At 72.1% G+C, this 12833-nt stretch carries 6 protein-coding genes; 3 read left to right on the top strand and 3 right to left on the bottom strand.

Features of this window, described 5'->3' with window-relative positions; all coding sequences use genetic code 11:
* Positions 1–177 precede the first annotated feature (177 nt).
* The 3 genes from ACWCPY_RS15420 (at position 178) to ACWCPY_RS15410 (ending at position 6068) form a co-directional block, all read left to right on the top strand.
* Positions 178–915 (top strand): response regulator transcription factor, encoded by a 738-nt coding sequence (locus ACWCPY_RS15420; RefSeq protein ID WP_018521091.1) that lies wholly within the window; start codon positions 178–180, stop codon positions 913–915.
* Positions 912–1988, top strand: a complete 1077-nt coding sequence (locus ACWCPY_RS15415; protein WP_329815998.1) for a HAMP domain-containing sensor histidine kinase — start codon at positions 912–914, stop codon at positions 1986–1988. The genes ACWCPY_RS15420 and ACWCPY_RS15415 overlap by 4 nt, the downstream gene beginning before the upstream one ends.
* 258 nt (positions 1989–2246) lie before the next feature.
* On the top strand, positions 2247–6068 hold the full coding sequence (locus ACWCPY_RS15410; protein ID WP_451265082.1) for a multifunctional oxoglutarate decarboxylase/oxoglutarate dehydrogenase thiamine pyrophosphate-binding subunit/dihydrolipoyllysine-residue succinyltransferase subunit: 3822 nt from the start codon (positions 2247–2249) through the stop codon (positions 6066–6068).
* A gap of 89 nt (positions 6069–6157) precedes the next feature.
* Here ACWCPY_RS15410 and fxsT read toward each other — a convergent pair whose 3' ends face one another.
* The 3 genes from fxsT to ACWCPY_RS15395 are packed head-to-tail and all read right to left on the bottom strand — an operon-like array spanning position 6158 to position 12832.
* Complete coding sequence (fxsT, locus tag ACWCPY_RS15405) at positions 6158–9649, bottom strand: FxSxx-COOH system tetratricopeptide repeat protein (protein ID WP_451265080.1); 3492 nt, start codon at positions 9647–9649, stop codon at positions 6158–6160.
* A complete protein-coding gene (locus ACWCPY_RS15400; RefSeq protein ID WP_451265078.1) occupies positions 9646–10986 on the bottom strand; it encodes a CHAT domain-containing protein in 1341 nt (446 codons plus the stop codon). The genes fxsT and ACWCPY_RS15400 overlap by 4 nt, the downstream gene beginning before the upstream one ends.
* Positions 10976–12832, bottom strand: a complete 1857-nt coding sequence (locus ACWCPY_RS15395) for a hypothetical protein (protein ID WP_451265076.1) — start codon at positions 12830–12832, stop codon at positions 10976–10978. The genes ACWCPY_RS15400 and ACWCPY_RS15395 overlap by 11 nt, the downstream gene beginning before the upstream one ends.
* Position 12833: the final 1 nt, after the last annotated feature.

The raw sequence follows: 12833 nt of genomic DNA, 5'->3' as shown, positions 1-12833 counted from the left end.
TGTCACAAGCCCGACACTCCGCCACTTCCTCGCGCCCGAGCCGTTACACCCTGCGTAGCCGAGAGCAGTCCGCTGCCTTTACGCTGCTGACCGGTAACGGGATCACCCACGAAATCCACAAGCGAAGACCGTGCGTCCGGGGGAATGGCCCCCGTGAGAACGGGCAGGGGCGGGGCGATGGAACAGACACACACCACCCAGACCGGCGTCGCGGCCACCCCTGGCGCGCAGCGCCGGGTGCTGGTGGTCGAGGACGACGCCACGATCGTCGATGCCATTTCCGCCCGGCTGCGGGCCGAGGGCTTTCTGGTGCAGACCGCACTCGACGGTCCGGCCGCGGTGGACGCGGCCGAGGCGTGGCAGCCGGACCTGATGGTGCTCGACATCATGCTTCCCGGCTTCGACGGCCTGGAGGTCTGCCGCCGCGTGCAGGCCCAGCGGCCGGTGCCGGTGCTGATGCTGACCGCCCGGGACGACGAGACGGACATGCTGGTCGGCCTCGGCGTCGGCGCCGACGACTACATGACCAAGCCGTTCTCGATGCGCGAGCTGGCGGCCCGGGTCCACGTCCTGCTGCGCCGGGTCGAGCGCGCGGCGCTGGCCGCGGTCACGCCGCGCAGCGGGATCCTGCGCCTGGGCGAGCTGGAGATCGACCACGCGCAGCGCCGGGTCAGGGTGCGCGCCGACGACGTCCACCTCACGCCGACCGAGTTCGACCTGCTGGTCTGTCTGGCCAACACACCGCGTGCGGTGCTCTCCCGGGAGCAGCTGCTGGCCGAGGTCTGGGACTGGGCGGACGCCTCCGGAACCCGTACGGTCGACAGCCACATCAAGGCGCTGCGCAGGAAGATCGGCGCGGAGCGGATCCGCACCGTGCACGGTGTGGGTTACGCCCTGGAGACGCCGGCTCCATGACCCGGCCCGGTTCCGGACTGCGTCCTTTCTCGGTCAAGGCCAAGATGAGCACGCTCGTCGTGGTCTCGGTCTTCATCACGACCGGGCTGCTGATGGTGGCCGTGCGCACCAGGACCGAGCTGCGGTTCATCACGGTGTTCTCGGTGATCGCGACCCTGCTGATCACCCAGTTCGTGGCGCACGGTCTGACCGCGCCGCTGGACGAGATGACCACGGTGGCCCGCTCGATCTCGCACGGCGACTACACCAGACGGGTGAGCGGCGCCGACCGGCGCGACGAGCTCGGCGACCTGGCCCAGACGATCAACCGCATGGCGGACGATCTGGAGGCCGTGGACCGGCATCGCAAGGAGCTGGTCGCCAATGTCTCGCATGAGCTGCGAACACCCATCGCGGCGCTGAGAGCCGTGCTGGAGAACGTCGTGGACGGGGTGTCCTCGGCCGATCCCGAGACGATGCGTACCGCGCTGAAGCAGACCGAGCGGCTCGGCCGGCTGGTGGAGACGCTGCTGGACCTGTCCCGCCTGGACAACGGGGTGGTCACGCTCAAGGCCCGCCGGTTCGAGGTGTGGCCCTATCTGTCGGGCGTGCTGAAGGAGGCGAATCTCGCCGTCTCGCACCGCCGGCTCCCGTCCGGATCCGGGAACCACACGCGCAAGGACGTCCATCTGCACCTGGACGTGTCGCCGCCGGAGCTGACCGCGCACGCGGACGCCGAACGCCTGCACCAGGTGGTGGCCAATCTGATCGACAACGCCGTCAAGCACAGCCCGCCGCACGGCCGGGTCACCGTGCTGGCGCGGCGCGGGCCCGGACCGGAGTCGCTGGCGCTGGAGGTCCTGGACGAGGGGCCCGGCATTCCGGAGTCCGAGCGGCACCGGGTCTTCGAGCGTTTCAACCGCGGCGAGGTGCCCTCCCCGCACGGCCCCGGCAGCGACGGCGGTACAGGCCTCGGCCTGGCGATCGCCCGCTGGGCGGTGGACCTGCACGGCGGACGCATCGGCGTGGCCGAATCCGTTCGCGGCTGCCGCATTCAGGTCACTCTTCCGGGGGTACCGCAACCGCGAGGTTGACATAGGGTTCGAACCGGAAGGACGCGTTCTACGTGTTCCGTTCAGGGGGGTGCGGCCCAGGGGGCCGTAGCCGCGGTCCCGCATACCCAAAGTGAAGCGGAACCGTGCATGTTTCCCGCCAATTCCTGCACCGAAACCCGCCTTCCAATGTGACTTGCGCGACGAAGACCGGCCCGGCCTGCGTGGAACGGCTGGGGAGGCGTAGCCTTGATTTCCGCTGTCCATCACCTTGTGAAGCGGAAGAGGGCGGTTGCCGCCGTGTCGTCTCAGTCCCCCAGTAACTCGAGCATCTCGACCGACCAAGCCGTCCCGGGTACGAACCCGGCCGCGGCTTTCGGGCCCAATGAGTGGCTCGTCGACGAGATCTACCAGCAGTACCTCCAGGATCCCAATTCGGTCGATCGCGCCTGGTGGGACTTCTTCGCCGACTACAAGCCGGGTGCGTCCGGCACGGCGGACAAGCCCGTTCCCGGCGCCCCGGCAACAGGAGCCGCGGTGACCCCGGCCCCGGCCGCACCCGCACAGGCCACCCCGGCGCAGGCCCCGGCTCCGGCCGCCCCCGCCCCGGCTCCCGCGGCCCCGGCGCCCGCACAGGCCGCCCCCGCCGCCGCTCCGGCGGCCCCGGCCGCTCCGGCTCCGGCTCCGGCCGCGAAGGCCGCCGCGCCCGCCCCGGCCAAGGCCGCGGCAGCGCCGGCCACCGAGGCCCCGGAAGGCCCCGAGTACGTGACGCTGCGCGGCCCGTCGGCCGCCGTCGCGAAGAACATGAACGCCTCGCTGGAGCTGCCGACGGCCACGTCCGTCCGCGCGGTCCCGGTGAAGCTGCTCTTCGACAACCGCATCGTCATCAACAACCACCTCAAGCGCGCCCGGGGCGGGAAGATCTCCTTCACGCACCTCATCGGGTACGCGATGGTGCAGGCCCTCAAGGCCATGCCGGCGATGAACCACTCCTTCGCGCTGAAGGACGGCAAGCCGACCCTGGTCAAGCCGGAGCACGTGAACCTCGGCCTCGCCATCGACCTGGTGAAGCCGAACGGCGACCGCCAGCTGGTCGTCGCGGCCATCAAGAAGGCCGAGACGCTCAACTTCTTCGAGTTCTGGCAGGCCTACGAGGACATCGTCCGCCGCGCCCGCAACGGCAAGCTCGGCATGGACGACTTCACCGGCGTCACCGCCTCGCTGACCAACCCCGGCGGCATCGGCACCGTCCACTCGGTGCCCCGCCTGATGCCCGGACAGGGCCTCATCATGGGCGTCGGCGCGATGGACTACCCGGCCGAGTTCCAGGGCACCTCGCAGGACACCCTGAACAAGCTGGGCATCTCCAAGGTCATGACGCTGACCTCGACGTACGACCACCGGGTCATCCAGGGCGCCGCCTCCGGCGAGTTCCTGCGGATCGTCGCCCAGCTCCTGCTCGGCGAGAACGAGTTCTACGACGAGATCTTCAAGTCGCTGCGCATCCCGTACGAGCCGGTCCGCTGGCTCACGGACATCGACGCCTCGCACGACAACGACGTGACCAAGGCCGCGCGGGTCTTCGAGCTGATCCACTCCTACCGGGTCCGCGGCCACGTCATGGCCGACACCGACCCGCTGGAGTACCGCCAGCGCAAGCACCCCGACCTGGACATCACCGAGCACGGCCTCACCCTGTGGGACCTGGAGCGGGACTTCGCGGTCGGCGGTTTCGCCGGCAAGTCGATGATGAAGCTCCGCGACATCCTCGGTGTGCTGCGCGAGTCGTACTGCCGCACCACCGGCATCGAGTTCATGCACATCCAGGACCCGAAGCAGCGCAAGTGGCTCCAGGACCGGGTGGAGCGCCCGCGCGCCCAGCAGCCCGAGCGCGAGGAGCAGCTGCGCATCCTGCGCCGGCTGAACGCCGCCGAGGCGTTCGAGACGTTCCTGCAGACCAAGTACGTCGGCCAGAAGCGGTTCTCGCTGGAGGGCGGCGAGTCCGTCATCCCGCTGCTCGACGCGGTCATCGACTCCGCCGCCGAGGCCCGCCTCGACGAGGTCGTCATCGGCATGGCCCACCGCGGCCGGCTCAACGTCCTCGCCAACATCGTCGGCAAGTCGTACGCGCAGATCTTCCGCGAGTTCGAGGGCAACCTCGACCCCCGGTCGATGCACGGCTCCGGCGACGTCAAGTACCACCTGGGCGCCGAGGGCACCTTCACCGGTCTGGACGGCGAGCAGATCAAGGTCTCGCTGGCCGCCAACCCCTCGCACCTGGAGGCGGTCGACCCGGTCCTGGAGGGCATCGCCCGCGCCAAGCAGGACATCATCAACAAGGGCGGCACGGACTTCACCGTCCTGCCCGTCGCGCTCCACGGCGACGCGGCCTTCGCGGGCCAGGGCGTCGTCGCCGAGACGCTCAACATGTCGCAGCTGCGCGGCTACCGCACCGGCGGCACCGTGCACGTGGTGATCAACAACCAGGTCGGCTTCACCGCCGCCCCGGAGTCCTCGCGCTCCTCGATGTACGCCACCGACGTGGCGCGCATGATCGAGGCGCCGATCATCCACGTCAACGGCGACGACCCCGAGGCCGTGGTCCGCGTCGCGCGGCTCGCCTTCGAGTTCCGCCAGGCGTTCAACAAGGACGTCGTGATCGACCTCATCTGCTACCGCCGCCGCGGTCACAACGAGGGCGACAACCCGGAGTTCACCAACCCGCAGATGTACACCCTGATCGACAAGAAGCGCTCGGTGCGCAAGCTGTACACCGAGTCCCTCATCGGTCGCGGCGACATCACCCTGGAAGAGGCCGAGCAGGCGCTCCAGGACTTCCAGGGCCAGCTGGAGAAGGTCTTCGCGGAGGTCCGCGAGGCCACCTCGCTGCCCGCCCCGGCGCACACCCCCGAGGTCCAGCCCGAGTTCCCGGTCGCCGTGACCACCGCGATCTCCCCGGAGGTCGTCAAGGTCATCGCCGAGTCCCAGGTCAACATCCCCGACCGGATCACCGTCCACCCCCGCCTGATGCCGCAGATGCAGCGCCGCGCGGCCTCGGTGGAGAACGGCACGATCGACTGGGGCATGGGCGAGACCCTGGCCATCGGTTCGCTGCTGATGGAGGGCACCCCGGTCCGGCTCGCCGGCCAGGACACCCGCCGCGGCACCTTCGGCCAGCGCCACGCGGTCCTCGTCGACCAGGTGACCGGCGAGGACTACACCCCGCTGCTCTACCTCGCCGACGAGCAGGCCCGCTACAACGTCTACGACTCGCTGCTCAGCGAGTACGCGGCGATGGGCTTCGAGTACGGCTACTCGCTGGCCCGTCCGGAGTCGCTGGTCGTCTGGGAGGCCCAGTTCGGTGACTTCGTCAACGGCGCGCAGACCGTCGTCGACGAGTTCATCTCCTCGGCCGAGCAGAAGTGGGGCCAGACCTCCGGCGTCACGCTGCTGCTGCCGCACGGCTACGAGGGCCAGGGCCCGGACCACTCGTCCGCCCGCCCGGAGCGCTTCCTCACGCTGTGCGCGCAGAACAACATGACGGTCGCCATGCCGACCCTGCCGTCGAACTACTTCCACCTCCTGCGGTGGCAGGTGCACAACCCGCACCACAAGCCGCTGATCGTCTTCACCCCGAAGTCGATGCTCCGCCTCAAGGCGGCCGCGTCGAAGGTGGAGGAGTTCACCACCGGCGGCTTCCGCCCGGTGATCGGCGACGACTCGGTGAACCCGGCCGACGTCCGCAAGGTCGTCTTCTGCGCCGGCAAGGTCTACTACGACCTGGAGGCCGAGCGCACGAAGCGCGGCGTCACGGACACCGCGATCATCCGTCTGGAGCGCCTGTACCCGCTGCCGGGTGCCGAGCTCCAGGCCGAGATCGCCAAGTACCCGAACGCCGAGAAGTACCTCTGGACCCAGGAGGAGCCGGCCAACCAGGGCGCCTGGCCGTTCATCGCCCTGAACCTGATCGACCACCTGGACCTGGCCGTCGGCGCCGATGTCCCGCACGGTGAGCGCCTGCGCCGCATCTCGCGCCCGCACAGCTCGTCCCCGGCGGTCGGCTCGGCCAAGCGCCACCAGGCCGAGCAGGCCCAGCTGGTCGCCGAGGTCTTCGAGGCCTGACCGGTAGCAGTACGCAGAACCGAAGGGCCCGTCCCCGCGAGACGATCGCGGGGGCGGGCCCTTCGGCGTTCGGGCCGGGCACGGCCCGTTCAGACGATCTGGGGTTCGAAGTCCCAGAAGTCCAGCTGCCCCGCCTGTTCCGGATCCTCCGCCCGCCGGTGGGCCAGGGTGAGCGGGTGGTCCGCTCCCAGCAGCGCCGCCGCCCGCCGGCCGTTCGCCCGGCCCGGCTCGTACGCATCGGCGGCCCGTCCGCTCCTCGTCCGGACGATCACCGCGTTCAGCGCGCATCCGATGGCCCAGGGATGTCCTTCCCCCACCGCCCCGGCCATCAGGGAACCGGCCCGCTCGATCTCCTGGCCCGCCGCGTCCCGCTCCCCCAGCGTCCAGCGCATCAGCCCGAGGTTGCCCTCCGTACCGATGGTGTACGGGTGGTCGTCGCCCAGCATCGACCGGTATCCCTGCGCCACCTGCTCGTGCAGCAGCAGGGCCCGGTCCGGGTCCCCCGCCCGCCGCTCCGCGCAGGCCGCGCTCGCCGTGATCAGCAGGAGGAGCGGATGGTGTTCGCCGAGGAGCCGCAGACAGTCCCGCCGCACCCGGGCGAGGGCGGACCGGGCGGCGGCCGGATCACCCGCGAGGTAGCGGCAGAGCGCGAGGTTGTGCTGGGCGCGCAGGGTCTGCGGATTATTGGCTCCGACCGCCGCCAGATGCCTGCGGACCGTCTGTCCCAGGGCCTCCTCGGCTTCGCGGTGATCTCCGAGCAGCCGTAGGTCGATGGCGCAGTTGAGTTCCGAGTACAGGGTGGCGGGGGCCTGCCCTCCCAGCACGGACCGCCGCAGGTGCAGCGTGTGCCGGTCCTGCTCCAGCGCCTCTCCGTACCGGCCGAGGAGCCGCAGCGACACCGCGAGGTTGTTGTCCGCGTTCAGGGTCCGGTAGTCCTCCGGGCCGAGAACGTCGAGGTAGCGGTCCCTGATCGAGACGGAGAGCCGCAGCGCCTCGTCGTAACGGCCGAGGCCCCGCAGGTCGGCGGCGAGACCGCCGGCGGCGCGCAGATGCGCCAGGTCGTGCTCGCCCCGTTCGGCCCCGAGATAGTCGGCCGCCGCGCGCTCCACGCCTGCGCTCGTCGCGTAGTCGCCCAGGGCGCGGAGCAGGTTGGCGTAGTGGTGGCTGAGGTCCCAGATCCGGGGGTGGGTCCCGCCGAGCAGGGCCCGCCAGGAGGTCATGGCCGGACCGGCGAGCCGCACACCGCTGCCGTACTCGCCCGAGAGGTACATGTAGCGCAGACAGTCGAGGACGAGGTCCTGCACCGCGGGCGCGGTGCTCTCCAGCACCTCCGCCCATTTCAGGTGCGGGGTGAGTGCGGCGTACGTGGTCCACATCCGTACGTCGGAGGGCTGCCCCCTGTCGACGGCGGCCAGCGCGCCACGGGCCGCGTCCGCACAGGCCGTGTGGTCGGCCGCGGTCAGTTCGCCCCGCATCATGCGGTGAATCATGCGGTGCATGTGGAGGGACCGGTGCGGGTCCGCCGGCCCCCGGCCCGGGGGCAGCGTGGTCTCCAGCCTGACGGCCGAGTAGCGCAGCAGCTGCTGGACGGCCTGGTCGAGCCGGTCGGGGTCGGTGAGCGCCTCCAGGCCGGCGACGGTGTCCCAGGCGACCTCGTGCAGCAGGCGCAGGGGGATGGAATCGGGTGCGAAGAAGCTGCACAGGCGCAGCAGACCGGCGGATTCCGGCGCAGTCTCCCAGAGCTTGTTCAGCAGGATCGACCAGGCCGTACGGAAGGTCAGCGGGAAGTCGACGGAGACCTTGACGACGTCCTGGCCGATGCCGCCTTCGAGGAGTCCGATGTACTCCTCGACCGACATGTCGGAGTCGTTGAGCCAGCCCGCCGTCTGGTCCAGGAGCAGCGGCAGGTCTTCGAGGGCCTCCGCCAGCCGGCCGGCGTCGTTCGGGGTCAGGCGGGGTGCGCGGCGGCGGATGAAGGCGACCGACTCGTCGCGTTCGTAGACGGGGACCTCGACGAGGTTGCTGTTGTGCTCGCTCCACTCCGGGTTGCGGGAGGTGATCAGCACGTGCCCGGGGCCGGTCGGCACCAGGTCCCAGATGTGCTCGGGTTCGTCCGCCCCGTCCAGGACCAGCAGCCAGTGGGCGTACGGTTCGCCGCGGCGCAGCGCGTCACGGACCGCCCGCAGCCGCTCCCCGTACTCGGCGCCCGTGGACAGGCCCAGTTCCGGGGCGAGTTCGGCGAGCCTCTGCCGGTAGAAGGACCGGCGGTCGGCGGACACCCACCACACCACGTCGTACTCGGAACCGAACCGGTAGGCGTACTCCGCCGCCAGCTGCGTCTTGCCCACGCCGGACATGCCGTGCAGGGTCACGACCCCGGCACCGGGGCGGGCCTCGTGCAGTGCCTCGTACGTCGCTGCCAGCAGCTCGTCGCGGCCGGTGAACCGGGTGTTGCGGCGCGGCACCCCGCCCCACACCTGGGGGACATCGGCCGGATACCGCGGCCGCTGCCTGGCCCCGACCATCTCGGGCAGCGGGTCGGTGGGCAGGCCCAGGCGCACCAGGAGCCGCCGCTCGGCCTCCTCGGCACCGATGCCGAACAGGTCGGCCGCGCCGAAGGCCGAAGCGGCGCCGGGCAGCGCGGACATGGTGACGCAGACGGCGGCGAACCGGTCGGGCTCGGCGGCGACGACCTCGCGCAGCGCCCGGTTCCACTCCTCGTGACCGCGCGGGCCCAGCTGGAAGTACCAGTCGCTGAGGACCGCCAGCACCTGGCCCCGGGAGAGCGTCAGATCGCGCAGCGACTCCTCCAGCGACACCTCCACCGGAGGGTCCCAGCGCTGCTGGACCACCGTCACCCCGCGCCGCTCCAGACGGTCCCCGATCCACTCCGCCCACGCCCGGTTGAAACCGGCGAAACTGATGGTGACGTGGTCCACCGGACCGGGCGTGGTGCGCGGGACCGGGGGCCCCTCGGAGGGCACGAGGACATCGGCGTCCGCCGCGCCGCCCCCGGTGTGCTCGGTCCGCTCCTCCTCCGGCCAGGCCGTCGCGGCCGTTTCGGGCGCCGGGCCCGACAGCCACAGCGCGTCGGCCGGATCGCTCCGCGGCCACCCGGGCGGTTCCGGGTCCTCGGCGACGGGTGGCCGGGCGGGGACGTATCCGAGGACCGCGGCGGTGCCGTCCGGGGCGTCCTCCGCCTGCCGGGTGATCCGGCAGGGCAGGACGGCCTTGCGGACCGGTGTCCCCCACTGGTTGGTGAGGGTCAGCCACAGCTCGGCGGGCCCGGTGACCCGGCCCGCGGTGACGACGAACCGGGCCGGGCCGTACGTGCCCCCGTAGCGGTGCAGTACGAGCGCGGGGTCGTCGAGGACCTCGCAGACGAAGTGCCGTCCCCCGTCCAGCGCGACGGTGAAGGTCAGCTCCTCGTCCTGGTACGGCCAGGCGTCCGGGTCCTCCTCGCCCTGCGGTCCGAGCGGACCGCGCAGGTCGACGGTGACGAGGTAGGCGCACCCGGCCTCGGCCTCGCGGGGCCGGCTGACGACGGGTTCGATGAGCAGGGCCGGATCGTCGCCGTTCACCGTGCGTCCCCTTCCCCGCCCGTCGCCGTGCCGGGGCGTGGTCCGCTGAGACTGAGCGTGCTGAGCGGATGCCCGTAGTACTGGAACATGAGGCTGTACAGCAGACGCAGGACGGGCCTCTGTCCGTCCACGTTCAACCGTCCTTCGTGCCGGGTGCGCGGCAGGTTCGTCAAGGGGCCGAACTCGTCCAGCGCGCGGGACCGGAAGAGGCGCAGCGAGTCGGCGACCGGCCGCCAGGGTTCGGCCGCCAGGATGCCGACGAGTTGCCCGATGAGTTCGCGTGCCTCGCTGTCGCCGACCTGTCCGGCCGCGACGACGCAGCCTCCGGCGCCCTTGCGGAGGAAGAGTTCGGTGAAACCCCGCAGGTCCGTCTCCCCCAGCCCGGTGTTGCGGACGAACCTGGCCGAGTGGCAGGCGTTGAGACAGACCATCGAGTGGTCCTTGTCGAGCACCGTCATCGGGCGGTCGTCGTACTCGGCCCAGGTCACCTCGGCGAGGGTGAGCGCGTCGACCCGGTCGTCGTAGGTGCCGTGGGCCGCCATGTAGACGAGGCCGACGGGATCTGCCGGACATCCGTCGAGCTCGTCGAGGAATCCGTCGATCGTCAGGTGCGGGCGGTGCGCGTACCCCTGGAAGACCGCCATGTCGGCCCGCATGTCATGGATGTGCCGTACTCCGTCGTGGTAGGGGCGGGCCGGGCGCGCGTCGTGGAAGTAGTAGCCGAGCACATCGCCCGTGGCCGACACGGACGCTTCGGGCAGCACCAGTTCGGTGCTGCGGATGGTGAGCCACCGGGTGACCGCGACGAGGGCGCCGAGCAGCCCTTCGGCCAGCCCTTCGGCCGGGTCGGCAGGCAGCCAGAACGCCTCCCAGGGGATCTCGTAGCCGGTGTCGTCGTGGATGGTGACCTGGAGCGCGTCGCCGTGCACCGCGCGGGCCCGGTTGATCCAGGCGGCGAGCCGCCGCTGGTTGTGGGACCAGTGCCGGATGTCGCGGAGCAGTTGGGAGGGGGCGGGGCCGTCGCCCAGGGCGTTGCCCAGGCCGATGCCGGTGGGGCGCAGCTGGGTCGGTCCGGTGGTGTACGGGAGCGGGGGGATGCCTTCGCACCAAGCACTGACGCCGAACGTCTGGGTGCCGCCGTGGCATTCGTGGTGCGGGACGACCGTGATCCGGGCGGTGTGCGGCGGGGGACGGCTGTCGGCGTCGGCCTCCGTGAGCCCGAGCCGTTCGCGCAGTCCGGTGCGCACCCCGGCCGGTACGGGGGTCCTGGCCAGCCGTCGGCCGGTGGCCACGGAGGTCTCCAGCAGGCGGCGCAGCCCTGCGGATTCACCGCCCACGGTCGGCCGCCTCGTGCTCCGGCCTGCCCGGGACCACTCTGCCGTCGAGGGCCTCGGCCAGCAGATGGGGAAGTTCCGGGTACGGCTGCCGTCCCGGGTCGACGACCAGGCTGTGCAGCCGGGTCCGGTCCATGCCGCTGATCCGGCCGGCCGCGGCGAGCGCGTCGTCGACGCCGGTGCGGCCCACGGCGCCGCGTAAGGCCTCGCCGCGCCGGCTCGCGGCGAGCGGAACGTTGCCGCGCCCGTCGCTCACCACGACCAGCAGCGCTTCCACCAGGCCCGCGCGGTGGTGCTGGAAGGCCCGGCGCAGGGTCTGTTCGGCCAGCTGCAGTCCGTGGGCGAGCGGGGTGGCCCGGCCGGGCTGCCGGGCCAGAGCCGCGGCGATCCGCGGGGAGCGGGTGGACAGGGCGGTGAAGGACTCGGCCCGTACCTCGTTCGGTGCCCCGCGCCCGCCGACCTCGACCACGTGCACCGGGGCGCGGGTGACATAGGCCCATTGCAGGAACGGGTCGAGTGCCGCGTGCCAGTCCCAGTCCTCGCGGCAGGTGTGGTCCAGGACGAGGGTGAGCATCCGGACCGGTTCCGGTGCCCGGACGTACCCGCGCAGGTCGCCCGGCAGGATCACCAGCCGCTCGCTCCGGTCCCGTACCGCCCGGTACTTGGCCGCTTCCATCGCCGTGCGCACGGGCGCCAGGTCCCACAGGTCCCTGGCCGGGCGTACCCCGACGACGGGGCCGCGTGCGGCCCGGGGGCCGGTGGTGCGCCGGGCCGGGGTGCGCAGGGGCGAGTCCTCCGGCGGCGGTCCGGCGGTGTCCTCCGGGTACGGGGTGTCGGTGGCCGGCCACGGGCCGGCCGCGCGTCCCGACCCGATGGGCTCGGCGGGTCCGGGTTCCAGGACGGGCGTGCCGGGCGGGGGAGGCCGGTCGGTGCCGGGCCGGGGTTCGGGGAGGACGCGGGCCCCGGACCGCGCGGTGTCGACGGTGTCGGGCCCGGGTGGGGGTTCGGCGGACGGGCGCCGGGCGCCGCGCAGGCGGATGAGTCGGGCGGCCGCTTCGGCGTGGTCGGCCGTGATGCGTTCGGCGTCAACGAGGCGGGCCAGGGCGCGGGCGGTCCGGGACAGGGCGAGGGCTCTGCGCTGGCCGGTGCCGTCCTGGTCGTCGAGGAGTTCCAGGACCCGGGCGGCGAAGTCGTCGGCGGGGTGGAGCGGTGGCCCGGGGGCGGTGGAGCGGGCCCGGTCCAGGGCCCGTGTCCAGGCGGCCGGGAGGGGACCGAGCGGGGTGTCACCCGGCTCGACGCGCAGTTCGGGGACGGTGAGGCGGAGCGGAAAGCGGTCCAGGAGGTGCGGGGAGACGCGGGGGACGTCCTCCGTACGGCAGACGGCCAGCCAGCGGGCCGCCGGCCGCCAGCGGCGGCGCAGCCCGGACTGTTCGACGGTGGCGACATCGGCGCCGAGGAGCTGTACGGCGGCTCGCTTCCCCGGCACGCTGAGCCTGGCCAGGTCGGGGACGACGACGAGGGACGGACCGGGCACGGGTTCGGTGAGGGGTCCGGGGTCCAGGGCGAAGTCGATGCCGTGCGGCCCCCGGCTCACCCGGGGCCGGGACCACAGGTCCTCTTCCGTGGTGGCGGCGGTGAGGGCGGTGCGGGGGACGGGCGTACCGGTGGGACCGGCGAGCAGCCGGTCGAGGACGGCGGCGACGGCGGCGAGGTGCGCGTCGGGGAGGTCGAACAGCAGCACCCCGGACAGTCCGGGCTCGACGGCGGCGCAGACCAGTGCGGTGAGCAGTCGCCGGGGGAGTTCGTCGGCGTCCGCGACGGGCAGGGGCCGGGGTAGGGATGCGGGCATC

The organism is Streptomyces sp. NPDC002403, assembly GCF_053593015.1.
Note: the sequence above shows the minus strand (reverse complement) of the source record. Positions and strands in the feature narration are given on the sequence as shown.

What these genes read in the sequence shown, in the direction of transcription:
- ACWCPY_RS15420 (WP_018521091.1), top strand. Translation starts at nt 178, where the DNA reads ATGGAACAGACACACACCACCCAGACCGGCGTCGCGGCCACCCCTGGC.
- ACWCPY_RS15395 (WP_451265076.1), bottom strand. Translation starts at nt 12,832, where the DNA reads ATGCCCGCATCCCTACCCCGGCCCCTGCCCGTCGCGGACGCCGACGAA.
- ACWCPY_RS15415 (WP_329815998.1), top strand. Translation starts at nt 912, where the DNA reads ATGACCCGGCCCGGTTCCGGACTGCGTCCTTTCTCGGTCAAGGCCAAG.